Origin of the sequence: Paraburkholderia terrae (assembly GCF_002902925.1) — a bacterium.
GTDB classification, from domain to species: Bacteria; Pseudomonadota; Gammaproteobacteria; order Burkholderiales; family Burkholderiaceae; genus Paraburkholderia; species Paraburkholderia terrae.
Genome location: NZ_CP026112.1, coordinates 1,972,160 through 1,995,743, shown reverse-complemented (window position 1 = coordinate 1,995,743; position 23,584 = coordinate 1,972,160). Strand labels below are relative to the sequence as shown.

Below are 23,584 nucleotides of genomic sequence, written 5' to 3'. Positions count from 1 at the left end.
ATGCGAGGCGCACGCAACCCACGAACGGAGCTCTAGAACATGGCGATGCCCACTATCCGGCACGTGCGTGCCTTCGTCGTCCGCGGCGGCGGCGCGGACTATCACGATCAGGCCGACGGACACTGGATCGACGATCACATCTCGACGCCGATGGCGCGTTATCCGCAGTACCGGCAAAGCCGGCAGTCATTCGGCATCAACGTGCTGGGGACGCTGGTTGTCGAAATCGAGGCGAGCGACGGCACGGTCGGCTTCGCGGTGACGACGGGCGGCGAGATCGGCGCGTTCATCGTCGAGAAGCATCTGGCGCGCTTCCTCGAAGGACAACTCGTGACGGACATCGAGAAGATGTGGGATCAGATGTACTTCTCGACGCTGTACTACGGACGCAAGGGCGTGGTGCTCAACACGATTTCGGGCGTCGATCTCGCACTGTGGGATCTGCTTGCGAAAGTGCGCAAGGAGCCCGTGTACCAGCTGTTGGGCGGCCCGGTGCGTGACGAGCTTCAGTTCTACGCGACAGGCGCGCGGCCAGATCTTGCGAAGGAAATGGGCTTTATCGGCGGCAAGCTGCCGTTGCAGCACAATCCGGCCGAAGGTGAGGAGGGACTCAGAAAGAACATCGACAAGCTCGCGGAAATGCGCAGCCGCGTCGGCGACGATTTCTGGCTGATGTACGACTGCTGGATGAGCCTCGACGTCACGTACGCGACGAAGCTTGCGAAGGCCGCGCACGACTATGGGCTGAAGTGGATCGAAGAAGCGCTGTCGCCCGATGACTACTGGGGTTACGCCGAACTGCGCCGCAACGTGCCGCGCGGCATGATGGTGTCGACGGGCGAGCACGAGGCGACGCGCTGGGGCTTCAGGATGCTGCTCGAAATGAACTGCTGCGATCTGATCCAGCCGGACGTCGGCTGGTGCGGGGGCATCACCGAGCTAATCAAGATTTCCGCGCTCGCCGATGCGCATAACGTGATGGTCGTGCCGCATGGCTCGTCGGTGTACAGCTATCACTTCGTCGTCACGCGTCACAACTCGCCGTTCGCCGAGTTCCTGATGATGGCGCCGAAGGCCGACCAGGTGGTGCCGATGTTCACGCCGTTGTTGCTCGACGAGCCGGTGCCAGTCAATGGCCGCATGAAGGTGCCTGACACGCCGGGCTTCGGTGTGCGGTTGAATCCCGAGTGTGCGCTCGAGCGGCCTTATCAACATTGAACGGAGAAGCCAGTGCTGCTGAAAGACAAGGCGGTGATCGTCACGGGTGGCTCGCGCGGCATTGGCCGGGCGATTGCCGTGGCGTGTGCGAAAGAGGGCGCCGATGTTGCGATCAACTACTGGGGCGATAACGATGCGTCGTATAACCGGCGTTCCGCAGTCGAAGAAGTGGTGGGTGAAATCGAATTGCTTGGGCGGCGGGTGATTGCCGTCGAGGGCAATGTCGCGTTGAAGGAGACGGGGCCTGAGCTTGTGCGACGTACGGTCGAGGCGTTCGGGAAGGTTGATGTGCTGGCCAGCAATGCGGGCATTTGTCCGTTTCATGCGTTTCTTGATATGCCTGCCGATGTGTTGGAGACGACTGTTGCCGTGAATCTCAATGGGGCGTTCTTTGTCACGCAAGCTGTTGCGCAGCAGATGAAGGCCCAGGGCACTGGCGGTGCGATCGTCGCGACGAGTTCGATCAGTGCGCTCGTTGGGGGTGGGATGCAGACGCATTACACGCCGACGAAAGCGGGTGTGCATTCGCTGATGCAGTCTTGTGCTATTGCGCTTGGGCCTTATGGCATACGGTGTAATTCTGTTATGCCTGGGACGATTGCTACGGATCTTAATGCCGAAGATCTCGGCGATGATGCCAAGAAGGCTTACTTTGAGAAGCGCATTCCGCTTGGGCGGCTGGGGCAGCCGGAGGATGTGGCGGATTGTGTGGTGTTTCTTGCTTCTGATCGGGCAAGGTATGTTACTGGCGCTGCTTTGTTAGTTGATGGTGGGTTGTTTGTGAATTTGCAGTAGCTGTTTTGTTGGCTGCGACGCTGGGTGGTTTGCTATGTGTTTGAGCTGGCATCCGCGTTTTGCTAGCGTGCTTCAGGCGTCGCCCCTGTGCGGGGCGGCACCTACTTTTCTTTGCCGCCGCAAAGAAAAGTAGGCAAAAGAAAGCGGCTAACACCGCCAGCCCGTGCTCTTATCCACGGGCCTTCAACGTCCCCACGCTTCACACGGCAGTGCCCAGGTTGGTGCTCGTTGCCAACGTTTCGAATGAATGCCTCACCCACTTCGAGTACCCGTACTCGGGCAAGCGGCAGCGAATGGTATGTGCCGCCCAGGTGGCAAACTGTGTGTAGGTTGTCGCGGCGTATAGCTCGGCGCTCTTACATCGAGGCGTGCGCTATCGGTCCGAAGTGATGCGTGTGGAGCGCAAGGGGCCGACACACAGTTTGCCACCTGGGCGGCCGTGGAATGTCTGGCACGGCGTGGTGTAGCGCGGGTGCGTGAAGCGGGTGAGGCGCAGCGCAAGAGCGTTGGCAACGGACATGGGTCACGTGATTGCCGTGTGAAGCGTAAGACCGGTTGGGGGCCCTCAGGCAAATACAAGAATTAGCGGTGTTAGCCGCTTTCTTTTGCCTACTTTTCTTTGCGGCGGCAAAGAAAAGTAGGTGCCGCCCCGCACAGGGGCGACGCGTGAACGGCAAACATCACATCGCGGATGCCCGCGCAAAAACAAAGCAGACCACCCAGCGTCGCAGACAACAAAAAAACCTCAAACCCCAACCGCCAGGTTATCTTCAGTAGCCAGTCGATGCGAATAAACCCGAAGCAAATCGACAAACCGCTGCGCGGGCTCAGCCAGAGCCTCTTCCTTCCGGGTAAGGATTCCAAACCCGGCAAGGCTCTTGCCAATCTCCACAGGCAACGCAACGAGCAACTTGCCGCGCACATGATCGCGCACAACAGACTCAGGCAACATCGCCACAGCATCATAATTCTCAAGCAGCTGCAGGGTAGCAAATATAGAAGCACACTCGGTGAGATTAGCCGGCGTCCCAAGCCCCGCCCGGGCGAGTTCCTCTTCAAACAAAACACGAGCCGGACTAGTAATAGGCTGCGCCACCCAAGGCCACTCCATCAACTCGCGCAGCGAAACAGCCGCCCGCCCGGCAACGGGATGCACAGCCCGCACCACCAGCACCAAAGTCTCCCGCGCCAGCGGCTCAAAACTGAAATCGTTATGCTGCAACGGATTAGTCAACCGCCCCAGCGCGAGATCGACTTCGCGGCGATGCAGCAATTGCACCACCTGATCGCTGGTTTCCCCGAGAATGCATACATGCAACAACGGCCGTTCGGTCTTCAGCGCGGCGACGGCCATCGCCAGCAGATCGGGCGCGGCGCCCATGATCGCGCCAACGGTCAGTTGCCCATGCCCGCCCTTGCGCTTCGCGTCCAGATCCTCGGCAAAGCGCGTGAGATCCGCCAGCGCACGCCGCGCATAGGCAAGCGTAACGACGCCCAGCGGCGTCGGCTGCATGCCGCGCGCGTTGCGCTCGAACAGCAAAAAGCCGAGCGCCTCTTCGATGTCGCCGAGCATCCGGCTCGCGCTGGGCTGCGCGACGTTGATAGCATCGGCGGCTTGATGGACGTTGCGCGCGTCGTCGAGCGCGACAAGCAGCGCAAGATGCTTGAACTTGAGCCGGTTGACGAGGGGAATGCTGGCAGCGTTCTGGCTCATGGAGGATCAGCGGTGCGATTCGGTTTGAGTATCGCCCAATCCCAACAACGGATTGAGATGCTATCGACGCCCGAATTATAGTCGCATCAAGACGCTACCTTAGAGAGCGGCAAGAACAAGTGATCAAAGACACTGGAGACAAGCCCGGCATGGAGACAATCGCTTTCCGGATGGTGCTGAACCCCGGCATGCGCGACGAATACGAGCGCCGGCATCGGGCAATCTGGCCGGAACTCGTCGATGCGCTGCACAACGCAGGCGTGCGCGATTACCGGATCTTTCTCGACGAAGACACGCACCATCTGTTCGCAATACTGACGCGTAACGCCGATCATTCGATGGAGCGCCTGCCCGAGCTCGCCGTGATGCGCAAATGGTGGGATTACATGGCCGACATCATGCAGACGGTGCCCGACCGTACGCCGCTCCAGCAAGCGCTGGTTCCAGTATTTGAACTGCAGCATCCCTTCCACTGATTCGCGACGCTCGCCGCGCACACGCGCCGGCGGCGAAGGACGCGCCATGAAAGTTGTCGACCCGCACATTCACCTGTGGGATCTGAAGACGCATCATTACCCTTGGCTCGCCAATCCCGGCGTGTCGTTCGTCGGCGATGCGCGTGTGCTCAAGCACGATTACCTGATCGCCGATCTGCTGAAAGACGCGGGCGATATCGAACTGCTCAAGTGCGTGCATGTCGAGGCGAATCACGATCCGGAAGATCCCGTCGAAGAAACGCGCTGGCTGCAAAGCGTCGCGGACGCTGCGGGTTCACGCTCGATGCCGAACGGAATCGTCGCCGCAGTCGATCTCGCTGCAGATAACGCAGCCGAAGTGCTCGAAGCACACGCCGCATTCGCCAACACGCGCGGCGTGCGGCAAATCCTCAACGTGCATCACGACAAACTGTACGACTACGTAGGCCGCCACTTCATGCGCGACGCGGCCTGGCGCGAAAACTTCCGGCTGCTGCATAAGCACGGCATGTCGTTCGACATGCAGCTTTACCCGTCGCAGATGGAAGAAGCGGCCTCACTCGCGAACGCGCATCACGACACGCAGTTCATCGTCAATCACACGGGCATGTTCGTCGATCGCAACAGCGTTGCCGGATATCGCGCGTGGCGCGACGGGATGAAGACGCTCGCGCAATGTCCGAACGTCGCCGTGAAGATCAGCGGTCTCGCAATGTTCGATCACAAGTGGACCGTCGAAAGCCTGCGGCCTTACGTGCTCGAAACGATCGACGCATTCGGCGTCGAGCGCTCGATGTTCGCATCGAACTTTCCGGTGGACAGGCAATTCGGCTCATATGGCGACTTGTGGCGCGCGTATGCGTCGATCGTCGGCGACGCGAGCGATGCGGAGAAAGACGCGCTCTTCGTGCGCAATGCCGAACGCTTCTACCGCATCTGAAGAAGCCTCGAACAACATGCAGTCGCAGCATGAAGGAGAACAGGGTGGAGCAACACACTGAAAGCGTGCCGAGGCTGGAACTGCGGCACGCCAGCAAAACGTTCGGGCGCGTGCGCGCGCTGTCGGACGGCGAACTCGTGCTGTGGCCCGGCGAAGTGCATGCGCTGCTCGGCGAGAACGGCGCGGGCAAGTCGACTCTTGTGAAGATACTCGCGGGCGTGCATCAGCCCGACACGGGCGAGCTTCGCATCGATGGCATCGAGCGCCGTTTCGCCACACCCGCCGAAGCGCGCGACGCGGGCCTTGCCGTCATCTATCAGGAACCGACGCTGTTCTTCGATCTGTCGATTGCCGAGAACATCTTCATGGGGCGGCAGCCCGTCGATCGCTTCGGCCGCATTCAACACGATGGGATGCGCCGCGAAGTCGATGGACTGCTGGCGTCGCTGGGCGTCGATCTGCGCGCGGATCGTCTCGTGCGCGGCCTGTCGATCGCCGATCAGCAAGTCATTGAGATTGCGAAGGCGCTGTCGCTGAACGCGAACGTGCTGATCATGGACGAGCCGACGGCGGCGCTGTCGCTGCCCGAAGTCGAGCGGCTCTTTACGATCGTGCGCAAGCTGCGCGAGCGTGACGTCGCGATCCTGTTCATCACGCATCGGCTCGATGAAGTGTTTGCATTGACGCAACACGTCACGATCATGCGTGACGGCGCGAAGGTGTTCGATGCGCCGACGTCGGAGATGACGACGGAATCGGTGGTCGCGAAGATGGTTGGACGCGATCTGGAAACGTTCTATCCGAAGGCCGATGTGAAGCCCGGCGACGTGCGTCTGTCGGTGCGCAATCTGACGCGTGTCGGCGTGTTCAAGGACGTGTCGTTCGATGTGCGCGCAGGCGAAATCGTCGCGCTCGCGGGTCTGGTCGGCGCGGGCCGCAGCGAAGTGGCGCGCGCGATCTTCGGCATCGACCCGATCGATTCGGGCGAAGTGCAGATCGCGGGCAAGCGTCTGAAGACGGGCAATCCCGCCGCGGCCGTGCGCGCGGGGCTTGCGCTCGTGCCCGAAGACCGTCGCCAGCAAGGTCTGGCGCTGGAGCTGAGCATCGCGCGCAATGCGTCGATGACGGTGCTTGGACGCCTCGTGCGCCACGGCCTGATTTCGACGCGCAGCGAGACGCAACTCGCGACGCGTTGGGGCACGCGGCTGCGCCTGAAGGCAAGTGATCCTTCAGCGCCCGTCGGCACGCTATCCGGCGGCAACCAGCAGAAAGTGGTGCTCGGCAAATGGCTCGCAACGGGCCCGAAAGTCCTGATCATCGACGAACCGACGCGCGGCATCGATGTCGGCGCGAAAGCGGAAGTGTATGGCGCGCTCTCCGAACTCGTTCAGGAAGGCATGGCTGTGTTGATGATTTCGAGCGAACTGCCCGAAGTGCTCGGCATGGCGGACCGCGTACTCGTGATGCACGAAGGCCGCATCAGTGCCGACATTTCACGCGCCGATGCGAGCGAGGAGCGCATCATGAGCGCGGCACTCGGGCAATCGGCGGCATTACTGGGGCGCGCAGCATGATCCGGCATTCGACTCATTCACACGCGGCGTCGATCGACCACGCGCCGTTGCAACGCACGCGCTCCGGCCCCGGCGGCATCGTCGGGACGATCGCGAAGAGCCGCGAGACGACGCTCTTCGTCGTGCTGATCCTGCTGATACTCGGCACGTCACTCGCGCGGCCGCAGTTTCTGAACCTGCAGAATCTGCGCGACGTGCTGCTCAACGTGTCGATCGTCAGCTTGTTGACGGCTGGCATGACGGTCGTGATCCTGATGCGGCACATCGATCTGTCGATTGGCTCGACGGTCGGCATCAGCGCGTACGCCGTCGGCAGTCTGTACGTTGCGTTTCCGCAGATGCCCGTGCTGGTCGCGCTGGTTGCGGGCGTCGCGATCGGGCTCGTCGCGGGCGGCATCAATGCGCTGTTGATCGCGGTGGGGCGCGTGCCGTCGCTGGTGGCGACGCTATCGACGCTCTACATCTTCCGCGGCGCCGATTACGCCTGGGTACATGGCGGCCAGATCAACGCGACGAGCCTGCCCGAAGCGTACTCGCGTCTCGCGACGGGCACCGTGCTCGGCATTCCGACGCTCGCGCTGATCGCCGCCGCCGTGCTGTTGGCGCTGTCGTTCTATCTGAAGCATTTCCGTGCGGGCCGCGAACACTACGCGATCGGTTCGAACCCCGAGGCGGCGCGCCTGGCGGGCGTCAACGTCGAACGGCGCGTGATGTCGGGCTTCCTGTTATCGGGCGCGATTGCGGGCTTTGCGGGCGCGCTGTGGCTCGCGCGCTTCGGCACCGTCGACGCGAGCACCGCGAAAGGCATCGAGTTGCAGGTGGTGGCGGCGGCTGTGGTCGGCAGCGTCGCGATCACGGGCGGCGTCGGCACGATACTCGGCGCGGCGCTCGGCGCGCTCGTGCTCGGCGTGATCAGCATCGCGCTCGTCGTCCTGCACGTGTCACCGTTCTGGGAACAGGCTATCGAAGGCGCGCTGATCGTCGCGGCAATTGCCGCCGACACGCTGCTGGCCCGCTCCGTCGCCAAACGCATGATGAGGAAACGCGATCATGGCTAAACCCGATTCCGCGCTGCTCACGCGCAAGCGCGAAACGCCGCTGCGCTGGGAAACCTTGCTGGTCGTCGTGCTGATCCTGTCGCTCGGGCTAGGGCGTGTGCTGTCGCCCGTGTTCCTGACGGGCGCGAATCTCAGCAATGTGCTCGCCGACCTCACCGAGATCGCGTTGATGGCGTTGCCGATGACGCTGATCATCGTCGCGGCCGAGATCGATCTGTCCGTCGCATCGGTACTCGGCGCGTCCAGCGCGCTGATGGGCGTGCTGTGGCACATGGGCCTGCCGATGCCCGTCGTGATCGTGGTCGTGCTGCTGTTTGGCATGATCGCGGGGCTGTTCAACGGGCTCGTGATCGTGAAGCTGAACCTGCCGTCGCTCGCCGTCACGATCGGCACGCTCGCGCTGTTTCGCGGCTTGTCGTATGTGCTGCTCGGCGATCAGGCCGTCGCGGATTTTCCGCCGGGCTACACGGCCTTCGGTATGGACACGCTGTTCGGCACGTTCATTCCGCTGCCGTTCGTAATCGTCATTGTTTGCGCCGTGCTGTTCACCGTGCTCTTGCAGGCAACGGCGTTCGGCCGCAGCCTCTATGCGATCGGCGCGAACTCGACGGCGGCGGCGTTCTCCGGCATCGAGGTCGCGAAGGTGCGGATGCGTCTTTTCATGCTGTCGGGTTTCATGAGCGCGCTTGCGGGCATCGTCTACACGCTGCGCTTCACGAGCGCACGCGGTGACAACGGCGAAGGCTTCGAGCTGTCGGTGATTGCCGCCGTGCTGTTCGGCGGCGTGAGCATCTTCGGCGGACGCGGGTCGATGGTCGGCGTCCTGCTGTCGCTGCTGATCATCGGCGTGTTGAAGAATGCGCTCACGCTCGATGATGTCTCCAGCGAAACGCTGACCATCGTAACGGGCGCGCTGCTGCTCGCATCGGTGCTGATTCCGAACCTGGTCGCGCGCTGGCGAGCGATGCGCGACCGCAAGCTGATCGCCGCTCAAACGTTGACGAAACCGAGTGCGTCGTAAGTCATGTGAACCCGCCGTACGTGATGCCGTTTAATTCAACCGGACGCCAAAAGTCCGATCCACCACCAGGAGACAACAGATGAACAAACCACTGCGTCACGCGGGAGCGATGATGCTCTGCGCGGCCTTGCTGGGCGTGAGCGTCGCCGCGTCCGCAGCAGGCATCAAGCCGGATCTGAAGATCGCGTTCGTGCCCAAGCAGATCAACAACCCGTATGAAGTGATCGCCGACGACGGCGGCATGGCCGCGATCAAGGAGTTCAAGGGGCAGGGCAAGGTGGTGGGGCCGTCGGACGCGGGCGCGTCGTCGCAGGTGTCGTACATCAATACGCTGACCACGCAGCGTCAGGATGCCATCGTCATCGCGGCGAATGACGCGAATGCGCTCGTGCCATATCTGAAGAAGGCGATGTCGCAAGGTATCAAGGTCGTGACCTTCGACTCCGACACAGCGCCCGATGGCCGTCAGCTGTTCGTGAATCAGGCCAACGCGGAGAGCATTGGGCGCGGGCAGATTCAGCTCGTGTCGAAGCTGATGGGCGGCGAGGGTGAGTTCGCGATCCTGTCGGCCACGCCGAACGCGACGAACCAGAATACGTGGATCAAGTGGATGCAGGAAGAACTGAAGAAGCCCGAGTATTCGAAGTTGAAGCTCGTGAAGATCGCGTACGGCAACGACGATGACCAGAAGTCGTTCGTCGAGACGCAAGGGCTGTTGCAGGCGTATCCGAACCTGAAGGCGATCGTGGCGCCCACCTCCGTCGGCATTGCGGCGGCGGCGCGCTATATCTCGACGTCGTCGAGCAAGGGCAAGGTCGCGGTGACGGGTCTCGGCACGCCTAACCAGATGCGCGCGTTCGTGAAGAACGGCACCGTGAAGGCGTTCCAGCTGTGGGACCCGGGTCAGTTGGGCTATCTCGCGGCGTATGCGGCGGCGAGTCTCGCATCGGGCGCGATCACGGGCAAGGAAGGGGAATCGTTCGACGCGGGCAAGCTCGGCAAGCGCACCATCGGCGCGCAAGGTGAAATCATTCTTGGACCGCCGACCACGTTTGATGCAAGCAATATCGATAACTTCAACTTCTGACGTGCGCTGCACCTGCAGCTAGAAAGCGGGCCGCGCGCATCATGCGCACGGCCCGTTCTTTTGTCATGCGAGACGCCCCGACGTCCAGCGATGCCTGCTTCAGATCAGGCCGTTTTCCTGTGCATATTTGACCAGGTCGGCGTTTGTCTGGAGACCGAGCTTTTTCATGGCGGTGCTCTTTTGCGTTGCAACGGTCGAGATGGAGCGGTTGATCCGTTGCGCGATCTGAGTCAACGACGTGCCCGCAGCGACGTACCGTATCACGTCCAGTTCTTTCTTCGTCAGCGTCAGTGCGCGGCCTTGCGAGGCGACATTGCCGCAACGTAGCTGCAGACGTGACCGGATTCTTTCCGAAAAGAATGGTCGCTGATGATTCACCACTTTCAGTACCGCCGACTGAAACTCCGCCACGCCTTCACACTTGTCCACAATGCCGGCGACGCCCGACCGGGATAGCCTGAGCAGCACATCGTCGTTGTTGAGCATCGTGAACACGATGACAGGCACGGATGGGTGCCGTTTGCACAGGATCGCGACCAGATTGAGCCCGTCAGTTTCGCTGCGGGCGCTCTGCATCGACAGGTCTGTGACAATCAGATCCCAACTTCCCTCGGTGAGACGATCGAGCAATTCCTGGCCGGAGTGCGCCTTCGCGCCCACAGCAAAACCTGGCAGGTTTTCGATCGCGTTGATGACAGCTTGTCGAATGACGGGATGGTCGTCGGCGATGGCAACCCTGAACTCGCGATTGTTGTTCATGTGCTGAAGCAAAGCGGTCTCGGATGTATAGCTGCTGCGATTAAGAGGCGTGGGGCGAGAGCCACAATCCTTGAAGCAAGCGGCTTCTCAGATCGGACGATTCTATCCCGCGATCAGGTTGCGGATCAAATCATCTGAGGGAGTGGAATGTGAGCAAGTTGTAAATTGGAATAGTCCTTCAACGTATTCGCATAGTCCTACGAAAAATCGAAGAAATCTGATTACGGAATTGAGGCTCCATATGGATAATCTGGTCCGCGTATCGGGTATCAAACGGTGTCTATCGAAATAAGATCGAAACGAAATGGCAGTGCCGACTAAATTAATCTTGTGCTTTGCGATGCTCGGCCTGGCGTTGGGTATGACGAGTACTAACGCGAGCGCTCGAGGCAATCGGCCCGCCGCCGCATGCTCATCATCCAAAAAGACCCGGGAGATCAGAGCAAGGATTGCATACAGGTCGGCGGCATTTCATTGCCGGCATTGCTTGCAGGTCAGTTGCAGCGGCTATCGGCTGCACCATTCGGTGTTGCATGTGGCGCGCACAAAGCATCACTCGCATCGCACCTCAACGGCGCGGATTCGGCCTGTGGTCAGGGCAGGCATGAAAATCGTTGAACCCACGAGCAACGTCGCGTCATTCGAGTACTTTCGCGCAATGGACTCGGATAACTCGCCCGGGGCGGATGGTGCAGTAATCGTCGTGAGAGCGAGAACGTATTCGGTCGAACAGAACATTGCGTCGAATGTCGCTATTGCGGACCAGACAGATGGCGCATCGAAGCTGATGCTAATGAGCGCGGCAGCACCTCCACTCGGCTCGATAACTGGATGGGATGCGTCGCCGCGTCGCAGTGAAAACATGGCAATCCTGAAGGACTGACGGAGCGATCCCGATCAGTTCTGTAGGGAAGGTCGACCTTGTTAAACCCATAGAAGGAGATAACGGTGCAGAAAATAGACCGTGATGAATTGGCGCAGGCGAAGCTGGCTGGTGGTTACAGCGTTTCCAGTAGTTCAAGCAGTTTCAGTTCGAGTTCCAGCTCGAACACGATCACGGTCGTGGTCGTTTCGGGCAATCGTTCTTCGAGCGGAAACGGTCGCCCTCCGGTGCCATGAGATTTGGCATCGCCGTTTTTGATGCCGGATGTCGGAGTGAAGTGTCGGGGCGGCGATGCAGGCTTGAAGTGTTGACGGGATCAATCCCGTCAGTTGTGTAGCAAGGCAGTTCTTTCATAACCCAACGAGGAGAATGAGATGCAGAAAGTAGAGCGCAGCGTGTTGGAAAAGGCGACGGTGGCTGGCGGCTGCTGCAAGTCGAGCGCTACGAGCACCAGCACGAGCACCAGTTCGAGCAGCAACACGATTACGGTCGTCGTCAAGCGTTGATCGTCGGCCAGTGTTCGCCGTTGGAACGCTGTAATCATCTGGCGTTGCGGCGGTGGACGTTGGCGACATGATGCCAGGCGAGCCCCACGCTCCAGCGTGGGGCTTTGCGTTTCGTGATCGCTTCGCGAGACAACGCATTGTCGATGTAAATGCCCATTTGCATTCGGGCGAGCCCACGCGAACGGCGGCAAAGAACTGCCTAAATTCAAAAGAATCAATCTATGGATCTGTTGTCGTGGCGGATGGGGTGGTCGCGTCTGCGGGGTGTGCTGGGCCATGCGGCGCGGCGTACGCGGCTTGTCGCGCTGCGTGTCGTGGCGTCCCGTGTTCCGCTTGCCGCACTTGAGCCGATTGCCGTTGGATTCTCTCTGCTAAAGGCGTCGTTCGACGCAAACCGACGCGCGCTCGGTCGCGAGCGGGCCGATTTTGCAAGCGAAATACTGAAAATCACCGCACCACGCAGCAGTCGCCTCCTGTCCGCCGGTGCGCTGGAGAAATTGATCGACCAGCGATTGCACTTTGGACGCCAACGCCAGTTCGATGAGGCATGGCCCGATCTTCAGCGCATTGCCGGCACACTTGAGCAAACAATCGCGCAGCTCAGGCGCGAGGCACCGGGCTGTTCGTTCATCGTGTCGCCGTTTCACTTCGTATCGCAGTATGCAAACATCTATGTGATCGACGATTTGCGCGCGAAGCTTGGGCTTGCACGGATCGGCGTGGTGTCCGGCGTGCCGCGCGACATCTACGGCAGTGACGATGCGATGATTCCCGGCCTCGATGTGCTGTACACCTACGGTCAGGACAACCGCACCGGCCTTGGCTTGCAGGTCGCGCGCTCGCTCAGGCGCAACGGCGTGGTCGTGATTTTCGCTGACGTGCCGCCGTTCACGCTGCATCGTTATCCGATGGAAACGGTCGGCGTGTCGATGTTCGGCCGCGCGGCGCGCATTCACAACGGCGTGTTTCGCATGGGCGCGCCGCTCGGCGCGATTCTGCTGCCGTTCTATCTGCGCTTCGAACGCGGCCGCTTCGCCGGCACCTTGCTCGAACCCATACGGCTCGGCGATCCCGATGCGCCACACCGCGTCGCACGCGAAATCGAGGAGGCGCTCACAAACAACTTCGAACGCTCGCTCGTTGCGGGTCATCCTTCGCTGTATGCGTTTGCGCCCGTGAAATAGAACCAGATGCGCGCCGTCCCGATGCCGTTTCGACGAGTCGACGCCAGCACGACCCACCGGGCAGATCATCATGGAACCAACCAGTCTCCCTCAGTTCAAGGATGTGCCTTGGCGATGGATCGCTTACGGCGCCTCGGGCATCGTCGTGGCGGCCGTTGCCTTCGGCTTCCTGCACGAGGTCGAATTGAAGCAGGACGTCCAGTGCGAAATCGTTTCGCCATCCGATGTCAAAGTGCAGGGATTGAGCGGACTCGTGTCGTCCGTCTATGTGCATGCAGGCGAACGTGTGACGCCGGGCATGCCGCTCTTTCGTGTGCAGCGCGACCTGTCGCTCGCAAGCGACGGCCGCCAGCGTTCGATGTTTGACGAGCAGATGCGCGATGACCAGATCCACGCCGCTGACGCGCAGTACCAGCAGCGCAAGGCGCAACTCGATGCGCAACTCGATGCATCGAACGCGACGATCGGCAACCGTCGCGCTGAAGTCGTGGCGCTCGACGAACAGATCGCGCAAAGCCGTCAACTCGTAGGCGAGGCTGAGCATAAGTTGAATCGACTGCAATCCGTATCCGATTACGTGACGGCAGACCGGATAGAGCAGGCGAGCGCCGACACGCACCAGATGAAAATTTCGGTCGCGCAAGGACTCGCTCGGCGTCAGCAACTGAACGGCGAGATCGCGACGCTGCGCAGCACGCAAGGAAATCTGTCAGCGCAATTGAAGGAAAACGACGCGCGCCATGCTCGCGACATTCAGGACATCCGGATGCGCTTCGAGCAGTCGCGGCAAGATTCGACGATTTCGGCGCCGAAACCGGGCATCGTGATGTTTTCGAGCCTCGTGCCGGGCAGAACGCTCGAACCCGCCGATGTCGCGCTCGTCATCTCCACGGAGGACAAGAGCGCGTTGCGCGCCGCACTGCGCATTCCATCGCGCCGTCGGGGCTTCGTGCAGGCGGGGCAGATCGTGCGCCTGAAGTTCGACGCGTTTCCATATGTCAAGTTCGGCACTTATGAAGCGCGCATCGACGCGATCTCGCAAACGACGGTGCAATCGCTGATGTCGCCGCCACCCACGACGCCCACGTCGCCAAAGGACATGGGCGATGGCGACTTCATGGCATGGGCAACGTTGCATGGGAGAACATTCGATTACGCTCAGCAGCATTTCGACATCCTGCCCGGCATGCGTGCGACGGCCAGCATCGTGGTCGAACGCCGGACGATTGCCGAGTGGGTGCTCGAACCGTTGTTTCGCACGATAAGAGGTTGATCCCGATGCGCGTCATCTATCAAAACGAGGTCGCGGAATGCGGCTACGCGTGTCTTGCGATGGTGCTCACGCATTTTGGCCGCGCAACCGAGGTGCGGGAGTTGTCCGCCTATCGGCCCATCTCCGCGAACGGTCTCTCGCTGATGGACCTCTACGACATGGCCACCGAATTCGGCCTGGCGGTGCAGGCCTATCGCTTCGGATTCGAAGACCTGCCAACCATCCGGCACGGTTCGATACTGCATTTCGGCGGCGCGCATTTCGTGGTGTTCGAAAAATGCGGGCGTGGCTATGTGCAGATTCTCGATCCGGCGACGGGACGACGGCGCATTTCGATGGACACATTTGCGTCGGCAGTATCGGGCTTTCTGCTCGAGTGCTCACCGACTCCCGGGATGCCGCGCATTCGCGCGAAGCTCCAGGTGCCGAAGGCGCTCGCCCGCGTGCGGGCGCTGAACGCGGACTTGCGGCGTCATCTCGCCAAAGTCATGTTCGTGATGGTCGGTAGTCAGTTCGCGATTCTCGCGGCGCCTTACCTCGGCAATCTGACGCTCGACTACGTCGTCGCAGCGGACAACGTCAATCTGCTGAACGTGCTCGTGTTGACGTTCGCGGGCATTTTCGCGGTGGGTGCGCTGAGCCAGTATGTCGAGGCGCGGCTTCTCGAACTGCTGCACCAGCGCGTGCGCGTGACCGCGACGGAGGGGCTACTGGGGCATCTGCTGCGCAATCCGGTTTCATGGTTTGAGAAGCGGCACGTCGGCGATGTGTTTGCGCGCGTCAAGGCGCAGGACGAAATCAGCCTGCAGGCAACGCGCACCTTCACGCAGATGTGCATCGACACGACGGTCGGTTTGCTGGCGCTCGCGCTCATGCTGATCCAGAGCCGGATGCTCACGGCCGTGGCCCTCGGCATGTTCGCCGTCTATCTGTCGATCGCGCTTGGCATGTTCGCGAGCATGCGCGACAACCACGCACTCGTGCTGGAAACGTCGGCCCGTTGCGACGACGCGCTGATCGAAACGATCCGCGCCGCTTCGCTGATCAAGCTCGCGCAGGGCGAAACGCGGCGCACGGCAATCTTCATGACGAAGTATCGCGAGTACGTAGCGGCCTTGCTGGCGGGCAACCGTCTGACTAGTGCGCGCGATGCCTTCCTGAAGGCCGTGCAATACGCGGACACCATCGCAATCACATGGGTTGCGGCACGCCTGATGCTCGGCGGGAAAATCTCGGTTGGGGTGTTTTACTCGTTCCTGATCTACAAGTCGCTGATGTCGGACCGTTTCGCGCACACGGTCAACGGCGTGTTCTCATACTTCATGCTGAGCGTGCCTGTTGCGCGTGTCGATGACATCGTCGAATGCGAGGGGGAGCGCTATACGACCATCGCCGACACCCAGCGCGCGATGGAAGTCCGTACGTTCGAGCGCATCGAAGTTCGTTACGTCACGTTCAGCTACGGCGTGTCGGATCAGCCGGTGCTGAAAAACGCCAGCATCGACATTCGCGCAGGCGACAAGATCGCGATCACGGGCCCATCCGGTGCGGGAAAATCGACGCTCTTCAAGCTGATTTCAGCAGCCGAGCCGCTGCAACATGGACATATGTCGCTAAACGGCATCGCATGGCCAAACCTTACCGTCGACGAAATCCGTCGACACGCCGCTCATATGCGGCAAGGCGATCTGATCCTGCATGGCTCGATCGCGGACAACGTGTCGCTGTTCTCGGCAAGCGTCGATGAAACGCGCCTGCAATCGGTTCTCGAAGACGTGGGTCTATGGAATGATGTGATGCATCTGCAGATGCGCACCCGCACGATCATCAGCGATACCATCGCCAACATCTCGGCGGGGCAGCGGCAGCGCTTATTGCTTGCGCGTGCGCTCTATCAGGGCCGCAGCCTGCTGTTGCTCGACGAGCCCACGTCGAATCTCGATCCGGTTTCCGTCAGGCGCATCGGCGAACTGCTCCAGCGGCTCGATTGCACGGTCGTCGTCATCACGCACGACATGTCGCTCGCGTCGACGTTCAACCATCGTTACCGGCTCGTCGATGGCGCGCTCGTGCGTGAGCCTTGCAGTCCCGATCACATCGCAGCAGGCGAGCCGTCGCATGCGTAGATGCAGAGCTTCTCTCGTTGCGGCTGCGCTTTGCGTGACGAGCATCGGCGCGTATGCTGCCGATCTCGTGACCGCCGTTCAGCAGTCGCTCGGCTATGACGCCGATCTCGCGCAGGCGCGCGCCGCGTATGAAGCCGCAAAAGAGGCCGTGCCGCAGGCGCGCGGAGCGTTGTTGCCGCAAATCTCGGGCGGGTGGGGACGCAGTTACAACAGCATCGCGACGGATGGCTTCCCGAGGACGTCGTACTGGCAAAACGGCTGGACCGTCTCGCTGACGCAGTCGTTATTCGACTGGACGAAATTGGCTGCCTACCGCCAAGCCGACTACGTCGAGGTGCGCGGCGCCGTCGATGTCGAAGTCGCGCGGCAAACCGTGCTATTGCGCGCGGTGCGCGCGTATTTCGACGAACTAGCGGCAGAGGACGAGATCGGGCGGGCGGCGGAGTACGCAGCCGCCGTGGATGCGCATATCCTGATCGTGCAACGCAATCGCGCGGCGGGCGAGGCGACCGTCGTCGATCTGCGCGAAGCCATGACGACCCGGGAGCAGGTGTGGTTGCAACAGACCGACGCGCAAAGCGCGTTGCTGGCGAAGCGCCGCGCGCTCGAACAAATGACAGGCGCGCCGTTCGACGCGCTGGCGCGGCTACCTGACGCGCTCGCGCTGCCGCGCCTCGCGCCGGAAGATAGCGACGCCTGGGCGACGCAGGCGAAGGAGATTGGCTACGTCGTCCAGCAAAGAAAACTCGACTGGGAGATTGCGAAGCTCGACGTCAGCAAGGCGGAGGGCGCGCAATATCCGTCGGTCTATGCGACGGGTAGCTACACGCCTGCGGGCGCCGCATCCGGCTACGCACGGCCGACCACGACCGCGACCGGCATGCTCTCGATTTCGATTCCGCTGTTTGCGGGCGGCGCGGTGCAGTCGAAGCTGCGCGAAACGCAGGCGCTGCAGGACAAGGCACGCGATGCGCTAGCGGCCGCGGCGCGTGCCGCCTATGCGTCGGCGCGCGACAACTACGCGCGCTATCAGCAGGGTCGGACGCGGGTCGAAATGCTGATGCATCTGCTCGCTTCGTGTCGCGAGACGCTCGCTGCAACGCGCGTGGGTTACAAGGTCGGCTCGCGTACCAGCACCGACGTGCTGCGCGCAATCGACATGCTTTACGCCACGCAGCGTGACCTGTTCGCCGCGCGATACGACGCCCTCGTCGCGCTGATGCAACTGAAGGCCGACACGTCGATGCTAAGCCTCGCGGATATCGTGCAGATCAACGCGGTGCTGCATTGAAAACATACGAATACGAAGCGTAACGAGCGGTTCTCGTAAAGAACTGTCAAGAATGCGGCGAGCAACTGAAAGAGCGTCAACGTTTAATCAACCGGCGCGTTTAGAGCGATGACCCCACCAGGTCGACGGCCAGCGAGCCGTTAGTCAACAACCCAAGGTTTGAGGATTCAAGCAATGAACAAGCACATCATCGCCGCCGCTCTGGCAGGTCTGTTCTCGATCGCCGCATTCGCGCAGGCATCGGCGCCCGCAGCAACGGAAGAAGCGCCCGCAGCAGCATCGGTGCCCGCTGCCAAGCACCACGCAAAGAAGCACCACGCGAAGAAGAAGCACGCGCACAAGAAGGCAGCGCCCGCAAAGGCAGCCAGCGACGAAGCAGCATCGGCAGCACAGTAAGTCTTAGCGCTGTACGCTGATAGTGAAGGAGGAAGCGCGGTTTTGAAGCCGCCTTCCTCTTTTTTGTTTCAGCGGGCCGTGTTGCGCTGATCTGCAAACGGACCCAGCGCCGCGGCAAAACGGCGCGCGCATGACAGGCCAAATGCTGTCGGACGCATGCCCCGGTCGTGCGCGACATCGAAACCCATGCGCCACGCTGCGATCCGTTTGCCGTAGCAGGTCAACGCATCGAGCGATTGCATCACGAAGACGATGGACGGCAGGATGCGTTCGTAAAGCGCTTGCGCGTTCGTGTGATTCCCTTCGATGAAAGCGCTGTAAATCGCAGCTTGCCAGTCGAATGAATCAGGTGCGACGATCAGGCCCGCGCAACCGGCGCGCAGATTGTCGATCAGTTCCTGGCCTCCGCGCCCATTGAACACGGGTAACGGACTGCCATGCTCGCGCAGCCGCTCGATCGTCGAATGAATGATCGTGGCCGGGCCTTCGCCTTTGAGCCACTGAAATTGGCCGCACTGCGCGGCGAGCGCAACGAGCGATTGAACCGTTAGTCCGACACCCAGATATTCAGGCGCATTCTGGATACCGACAGGCACGCGCACGCGCTGCATGACGTCGGCAAAAAAATCGAAGTAAAACGATTCGGGTTTGTCGCGAACCGATGGTGGTTGCAGGATCAGCGACGAGGCGCCGTGATCCGCTGCGTAATCCGCCAATGCGAGTTGTGCGTCGGCGGTGTCACCTGTGATCGTCACGGCGAACGGCACACGACCGACAATGTGTTCGCCCGTCCATTCGATAAAACGCTGCTTCTCTTCAAGCGATAAACGGTTGACCTCCGTCGCAAGACCGAGAATCACGATGCCGCTTGCACCCGCATCGATCGTTGCGTCGATCTGCGTGTGGATCGCTTGACGGTCGAGCGTATCGTTTTCGTCGAAGTAGGCGTAGAGCACGGGCCACATGCCGCGTGGCGAGAAAGAGGATAGTCGCGTCATGATCAATGCGAGTCGCGCGGCACAGGCGCGCCGCTCGCACCCACCAGGAAGTCGAGATCGGCACCCTGATCGGCCTGCAATACATGCTCGACGTAGAGCCGATAATAGCCGCGTGCGGGCAGCTCAGGCGCGTGCCATGCGGCACGGCGCCGTTCGAGTTCTTCGTCTGTGACGTCCAGATGCAAACGCCGCGCGGCGACGTCGAGTTCGATCATGTCGCCCGTCTGCACGAGCGCGAGCGGTCCGCCTGCCGCTGCTTCGGGCGTTATGTGCAGCACCACCGCGCCATATGCCGTGCCGCTCATGCGGCCATCGGAGATGCGGACCATGTCGGTAATGCCTTTTTGCAGGACCTTTTTCGGCAGCGGCATGTTGCCGACCTCGGCAAAGCCGGGATAGCCCTTCGGCCCCGCGCCCTTGAGCACCATCACGCAATGCTCGTCGATATCGAGCGAGTCGTCGTCGACCTTCGCGTGCAGTTCTTCGACGTTCTCGAACACCACCGCGCGCCCGCGATGCTTCAACAGCGAAGCCGTGGCCGCGGACGGCTTGATGACGGCGCCATTCGGCGCGAGATTGCCGCGCAGCACGGCGATGCCCGCTTGCGGCTTGAACGGCTCGGCGAAAGTGGTGATTACCTTCTGATCGTAGTTGGGCGCATCGCTTACGTTGTCCCAGATGGTTTTGCCATTGACGGTCAACGCATCACGATGCAGCAGCCCTTGCTCGCCGAGTTGCCGCAACACGGCAGGCAAGCCGCCCGCGTAGTAGAAATCTTCCATCAGGTACTCGCCCGATGGCTGCAGGTTCACGAGGCACGGCACATCCGAGCCGAGTTCCCAGTCGTCGAGCGCGAGATCCACGCCGATGCGCCGCGCGAGCGCAATCAGATGCACGACGGCATTCGTCGATCCGCCGATCGCGGCGTTCGTGCGGATCGCGTTTTCAAAGGCCTGGCGCGTGAGGATCTTGTCCATCGTCACATCGTCGCGGACCATCTCGACGATGCGCCGTCCGGCGAGATGCGCGAGCACCTGGCGGCGCGCATCGACGGCAGGAATCGCCGCGTTGTGCGGCAGGCCGATGCCGAGCGATTCGACCATCGACGCCATCGTCGATGCCGTGCCCATCGTCATGCAATGGCCGCGCGAGCGATTCATGCACGATTCGGCGTCGATGAATTCCTGCTGGCTCATCGTGCCCGCGCGTACTTCTTCGGACATCTGCCACACACCCGTGCCCGAGCCGATCGTGCGGCCGCGAAAGCGGCCGTTGAGCATCGGTCCGCCTGACACGGCGAGCGCGGGCAGGTTGCAGGAGGCCGCGCCCATCAACAGCGCCGGCGTGGTCTTGTCACAGCCGACCAGCAGGATCACGCCGTCGAGCGGATTGCCGCGTATCGACTCTTCGACATCCATCGAAGCCAGATTGCGAAACAGCATCGCCGTGGGCCGCAGGTTCGATTCGCCGAGCGACATCACGGGGAATTCGAGCGGCAGGCCGCCAGCCTCGCGCACGCCGCGCTTCACGTACTCGGCAAGCTCGCGGAAGTGCGCGTTGCAGGGCGTCAGTTCCGACCATGTATTGCAGATGCCGACCACGGGGCGGCCATCGAATTCATCGTGCGGAATGCCCTGGTTTTTCATCCACGAACGATGGATGAAGCCGTCCTTGTCGTTGCGGCCGAACCAGCTTTGCGAGCGGAGTTTGCGCATGAGGTCTCCTGTTTTGGTGTCGTTTTTCGTGCATCGGTGCAGATCAGCTTAGCCCATTCGTTGCACGAGATGGCGTTCGTCGGAAGCGCCGCGAGGATCACGACGCGACGCGGTTGCAGCGCAACAGACGCGATGGACGGACGAGTTTGCGCGGCACGGCAGGCAGAACCCTTGACGGCGCTTGTGGAAACGCGCCGCGAATGCGTCATTCGTTGAACGCCGACCTTCCAATAAGCGACACGCGCAGTCGCTCATCACGCACTGCAGCATCCTCGCAAAGTCTTGCTGCACAAGGGCTGCAAGCATCCGCTAACGCCCGTTCGTTTTTCCTCGTGTCGCATTTCCGCAAGCGTCTGTCGCAATTAGTCGGCTAGGCGGGGTTTTTTCTGGCAACTATGTAGTCACACATGTGCAGGCCGGCGCCTGCACCACGAGGAGATGGACTCGATGAAATCCCCAAAGGTCGTGGTCGAAGGATTATGTAAGGTTTTCGGGCCTAACCCGAAGTTGGCGCAGGACATGCTCTCGCGAGGCGCGTCGAAGGACGAGGTATTCGCCAAGACGGGGCATGTGGTCGGCGTCCACAATGTCTCCTTCGATGTGCAGGAAGGCGAGATTTTCGTGCTGATGGGCCTGTCCGGCTCCGGCAAGTCCACGCTGATCCGTCTCATCAACCGGCTCGTCGAACCGACGGCGGGCAAGGTGATTATCGATGGCCGCGATGTCGCCGCCATCAAGCGCTCCGAGCTGACGTCGCTGCGTCGCACCGACATGAGCATGGTGTTCCAGTCGTTCGCGCTGATGCCGCAACGCACGGTGCTGTCGAATGCGGCGTTCGGCCTCGAAGTCGGCGGCATGGGACGTAAGCAACGCGAGAAGCGCGCGCTCGAAGTGCTCGAACAGGTGGGCCTTGCGACGTTCGCGGGCAAGCTGCCTTCCGAGCTGTCGGGCGGCATGCAGCAGCGCGTCGGTCTCGCGCGTGCGCTCGCGGTGAACCCCTCGCTGATGATCATGGACGAGGCTTTCTCGGCGCTCGACCCGCTCAAGCGCAAGGAAATGCAGAACGTGCTGCTCGAATTGCAGAAGAACCAGCAGCGCACCATTCTGTTCGTGTCCCACGATCTGGAAGAGGCACTGCGTATCGGCACGCGCATCGCGATCATGGAAGGCGGGCGCGTTGTGCAGATCGGCACGCCGCAGGACATCATCGCGAACCCGGCGGACGACTATGTGCGCGCGTTCTTCGAGGGCGTCGATACGAGCCGCTACTTGACGGCGGGCGATCTGATGCAGGCGAACGGCGTGCCGCTGGTGCGCAATCTCGATCAGACGAGCGTTGCCGAGTCGCTGAACGGCAGCGCTGAATACGCGTTCGTGCTGGATGCCGAGCGCCGCATCCGCGGCTTCGTCACACGCGAGGCGATCGGCAACTCGACGCCGTCACTGAACAAGGTCGAATGCATTTCGCGCGGCGCGCCGCTCGAACATGTCGTGTCGCGCGTGTGCGCGAGCGCGACGGCTCTGCCCGTGGTCGACGACGAGGACCGCTATTGCGGTTCCGTCGATCAGGCCGCGGTCCTGAAGGTCATTACGCGTAACAGAGGTGGCGCCCATGTCTGAGATGATTCCACTCGGCCGCTGGGTCGATCAGTCCGTTCACTATCTGCTCGATCACGATGCGAGCACGTTCGATTCGATCGGCAAGGCGATCGAGAGCTTCGCCGCGATGATCGAGCATGGCCTGCAGGCCATTCCGATGTGGGCGCTGATGGCGTTCTTTATCGGCATCGGCTTGTGGCGCGTGGGCTGGCGTTTTGCAGTTTTCGCCACCGCTTCGCTATTGCTGATTTACGCAACCGGCTTCTGGGACCAGACGGTCATCACGCTTGGCCTCACGCTGTCCTCAACGCTGATCAGTCTCGTGTTGGGCATTCCACTCGGCATCTGGACCGCGAAGAACAAGCATGTGCATATGATCGTGCGCCCGATTCTCGATCTGATGCAGACGATGCCCGCCTTCGTCTACCTGATTCCCGCGGCGATGCTGTTCGGGCTTGGCCGCGTGCCGGGGATTCTCTCCACGGTGATCTTCGCGATGCCGCCTGCCGTGCGTCTGACGAGCCTCGGCATCAAGCACGTGAACCGCGAGATCGTCGAAGCGGGGCAGGCCTTCGGCTGCACGCCGTGGCAGCTGCTGTACAAGGTGCAATTCCCGAACGCCTTGCCGTCGATCATGCAGGGCGTGAACCAGACCATCATGATGGCGCTGTCGATGGTGATCATCGCGTCGATGGTGGGCGCGGGCGGTCTCGGCAACGATGTGCTTGCGAGTATTCAGCGCCTCGATATCGGGCTGGGTTTCGAAAGCGGTCTGTCCGTCGTGTTGCTGGCGATCATTCTGGACCGCATTACCGAGAGCTTCGGCCGCTCTCCTGGTTCGGCCACCGCGCCGCGCTTTGCGGGCCTGCGCAATGTGATGCGCGTGCGCCGCGAGCAGCAGGCTGTCGCGCAAAGCTAGGTCTCTGTCGTTTTCACTCAAGCGCCGTATTTCCGGCGCGTCTGAAATAGAA

General features: G+C 61.4%; 21 protein-coding genes and 1 pseudogene. 17 read left to right on the top strand and 5 right to left on the bottom strand.

Features of this window, described 5'->3' with window-relative positions; genetic code table 11:
- Positions 1 to 39: 39 nt before the first annotated feature.
- Together rhmD and lra1 are read left to right on the top strand one after the other, a co-directional pair.
- On the top strand, positions 40 to 1,218 hold the full coding sequence (gene rhmD, locus C2L65_RS25105; RefSeq protein ID WP_042312423.1) for an L-rhamnonate dehydratase: 1,179 nt from the start codon (positions 40 to 42) through the stop codon (positions 1,216 to 1,218).
- 12 nt (positions 1,219 to 1,230) lie between these two features.
- The gene (gene lra1, locus C2L65_RS25100; RefSeq protein WP_042312425.1) at positions 1,231 to 2,013 is read left to right on the top strand and encodes an L-rhamnose 1-dehydrogenase Lra1; all 783 of its coding nucleotides are present in this window, start codon (positions 1,231 to 1,233) and stop codon (positions 2,011 to 2,013) included.
- Between the two features lie 745 nt (positions 2,014 to 2,758).
- On the opposite strand, the gene C2L65_RS25095 is transcribed toward lra1, so the two are convergent.
- Positions 2,759 to 3,727 (bottom strand): LysR family transcriptional regulator, encoded by a 969-nt coding sequence (locus tag C2L65_RS25095; protein ID WP_042312427.1) that lies wholly within the window; start codon positions 3,725 to 3,727, stop codon positions 2,759 to 2,761.
- A 149-nt stretch (positions 3,728 to 3,876) separates the two neighbouring features.
- On the opposite strand from C2L65_RS25095, the gene rhaM reads away from it, so the two are divergent.
- The 6 genes from rhaM (at position 3,877) to rhaS (ending at position 9,883) form a co-directional block, all read left to right on the top strand.
- Positions 3,877 to 4,203: an L-rhamnose mutarotase gene (gene rhaM / locus C2L65_RS25090; RefSeq protein WP_042312430.1), complete on the top strand. Its 327-nt coding sequence runs from the start codon at positions 3,877 to 3,879 to the stop codon at positions 4,201 to 4,203.
- A 46-nt stretch (positions 4,204 to 4,249) separates the two neighbouring features.
- Positions 4,250 to 5,143 (top strand): amidohydrolase family protein, encoded by an 894-nt coding sequence (locus tag C2L65_RS25085; protein WP_042312432.1) that lies wholly within the window; start codon positions 4,250 to 4,252, stop codon positions 5,141 to 5,143.
- A gap of 44 nt (positions 5,144 to 5,187) precedes the next feature.
- Positions 5,188 to 6,717 carry a sugar ABC transporter ATP-binding protein gene (locus tag C2L65_RS25080; RefSeq protein ID WP_427910165.1) on the top strand — a complete coding sequence of 510 codons (1,530 nt, stop codon included), beginning with the start codon at positions 5,188 to 5,190 and terminating at the stop codon, positions 6,715 to 6,717.
- On the top strand, positions 6,714 to 7,775 hold the full coding sequence (locus C2L65_RS25075) for an ABC transporter permease (RefSeq protein WP_042312437.1): 1,062 nt from the start codon (positions 6,714 to 6,716) through the stop codon (positions 7,773 to 7,775). The genes C2L65_RS25080 and C2L65_RS25075 overlap by 4 nt, the downstream gene beginning before the upstream one ends.
- Positions 7,768 to 8,796: an ABC transporter permease gene (locus C2L65_RS25070; protein ID WP_042312439.1), complete on the top strand. Its 1,029-nt coding sequence runs from the start codon at positions 7,768 to 7,770 to the stop codon at positions 8,794 to 8,796. Before C2L65_RS25075 ends, C2L65_RS25070 begins: the two co-directional genes overlap by 8 nt.
- A gap of 79 nt (positions 8,797 to 8,875) precedes the next feature.
- Positions 8,876 to 9,883, top strand: a complete 1,008-nt coding sequence (gene rhaS, locus C2L65_RS25065) for a rhamnose ABC transporter substrate-binding protein (RefSeq protein WP_035988574.1) — start codon at positions 8,876 to 8,878, stop codon at positions 9,881 to 9,883.
- A gap of 99 nt (positions 9,884 to 9,982) precedes the next feature.
- Here the strand turns inward: rhaS and C2L65_RS25060 are convergent, their stop codons facing one another.
- On the bottom strand, positions 9,983 to 10,642 hold the full coding sequence (locus tag C2L65_RS25060) for a response regulator transcription factor (protein ID WP_042312443.1): 660 nt from the start codon (positions 10,640 to 10,642) through the stop codon (positions 9,983 to 9,985).
- A gap of 408 nt (positions 10,643 to 11,050) precedes the next feature.
- Between C2L65_RS25060 and C2L65_RS45630 the strand changes: the two genes are divergently transcribed.
- Both C2L65_RS45630 and C2L65_RS25055 read left to right on the top strand, forming a co-directional pair.
- Positions 11,051 to 11,260 (top strand): hypothetical protein, encoded by a 210-nt coding sequence (locus C2L65_RS45630; RefSeq protein WP_156132367.1) that lies wholly within the window; start codon positions 11,051 to 11,053, stop codon positions 11,258 to 11,260.
- Positions 11,247 to 11,525 carry a hypothetical protein gene (locus tag C2L65_RS25055; RefSeq protein WP_042312445.1) on the top strand — a complete coding sequence of 93 codons (279 nt, stop codon included), beginning with the start codon at positions 11,247 to 11,249 and terminating at the stop codon, positions 11,523 to 11,525. The genes C2L65_RS45630 and C2L65_RS25055 overlap by 14 nt, the downstream gene beginning before the upstream one ends.
- Positions 11,526 to 11,850: 325 nt before the next feature.
- Here the strand turns inward: C2L65_RS25055 and C2L65_RS25050 are convergent, their stop codons facing one another.
- The gene (locus C2L65_RS25050) at positions 11,851 to 12,069 is read right to left on the bottom strand and encodes a hypothetical protein (RefSeq protein WP_042312447.1); all 219 of its coding nucleotides are present in this window, start codon (positions 12,067 to 12,069) and stop codon (positions 11,851 to 11,853) included.
- Between the two features lie 183 nt (positions 12,070 to 12,252).
- Between C2L65_RS25050 and C2L65_RS25045 the strand changes: the two genes are divergently transcribed.
- The 5 genes from C2L65_RS25045 to C2L65_RS25025 all read left to right on the top strand — a co-directional run bounded on the left by C2L65_RS25045 (position 12,253) and on the right by C2L65_RS25025 (position 18,301).
- Positions 12,253 to 13,215, top strand: a complete 963-nt coding sequence (locus C2L65_RS25045; protein WP_081921251.1) for a lysophospholipid acyltransferase family protein — start codon at positions 12,253 to 12,255, stop codon at positions 13,213 to 13,215.
- Between the two features lie 70 nt (positions 13,216 to 13,285).
- The gene (locus tag C2L65_RS25040) at positions 13,286 to 14,488 is read left to right on the top strand and encodes an HlyD family secretion protein (RefSeq protein WP_042312450.1); all 1,203 of its coding nucleotides are present in this window, start codon (positions 13,286 to 13,288) and stop codon (positions 14,486 to 14,488) included.
- Positions 14,489 to 14,493: 5 nt separating this feature from the next.
- Positions 14,494 to 16,614, top strand: coding sequence for a peptidase domain-containing ABC transporter (locus C2L65_RS25035; protein WP_042312452.1), 2,121 nt, complete (start codon positions 14,494 to 14,496; stop codon positions 16,612 to 16,614).
- The gene (locus C2L65_RS25030) at positions 16,607 to 17,905 is read left to right on the top strand and encodes a TolC family protein (protein WP_042312454.1); all 1,299 of its coding nucleotides are present in this window, start codon (positions 16,607 to 16,609) and stop codon (positions 17,903 to 17,905) included. The genes C2L65_RS25035 and C2L65_RS25030 overlap by 8 nt, the downstream gene beginning before the upstream one ends.
- Positions 17,906 to 18,079: 174 nt before the next feature.
- Positions 18,080 to 18,301 carry a hypothetical protein gene (locus tag C2L65_RS25025; RefSeq protein ID WP_042312457.1) on the top strand — a complete coding sequence of 74 codons (222 nt, stop codon included), beginning with the start codon at positions 18,080 to 18,082 and terminating at the stop codon, positions 18,299 to 18,301.
- Between the two features lie 68 nt (positions 18,302 to 18,369).
- Here the strand turns inward: C2L65_RS25025 and C2L65_RS25020 are convergent, their stop codons facing one another.
- The gene (locus C2L65_RS25020; RefSeq protein ID WP_233446539.1) at positions 18,370 to 19,299 is read right to left on the bottom strand and encodes a dihydrodipicolinate synthase family protein; all 930 of its coding nucleotides are present in this window, start codon (positions 19,297 to 19,299) and stop codon (positions 18,370 to 18,372) included.
- 2 nt (positions 19,300 to 19,301) lie between these two features.
- A complete protein-coding gene (locus C2L65_RS25015; protein WP_042312461.1) occupies positions 19,302 to 21,014 on the bottom strand; it encodes an IlvD/Edd family dehydratase in 1,713 nt (570 codons plus the stop codon).
- Between the two features lie 330 nt (positions 21,015 to 21,344).
- Here C2L65_RS25015 and C2L65_RS25010 point away from each other — a divergent pair.
- Both C2L65_RS25010 and choW read left to right on the top strand, forming a co-directional pair.
- Positions 21,345 to 22,634: pseudogene (locus C2L65_RS25010) on the top strand (quaternary amine ABC transporter ATP-binding protein); the annotation flags it as partial.
- Positions 22,627 to 23,532 carry a choline ABC transporter permease subunit gene (gene choW, locus C2L65_RS25005; RefSeq protein WP_042312464.1) on the top strand — a complete coding sequence of 302 codons (906 nt, stop codon included), beginning with the start codon at positions 22,627 to 22,629 and terminating at the stop codon, positions 23,530 to 23,532. The pseudogene C2L65_RS25010 and the gene choW, both read left to right, overlap by 8 nt.
- The last annotated feature ends 52 nt before the right edge of the window (positions 23,533 to 23,584 follow it).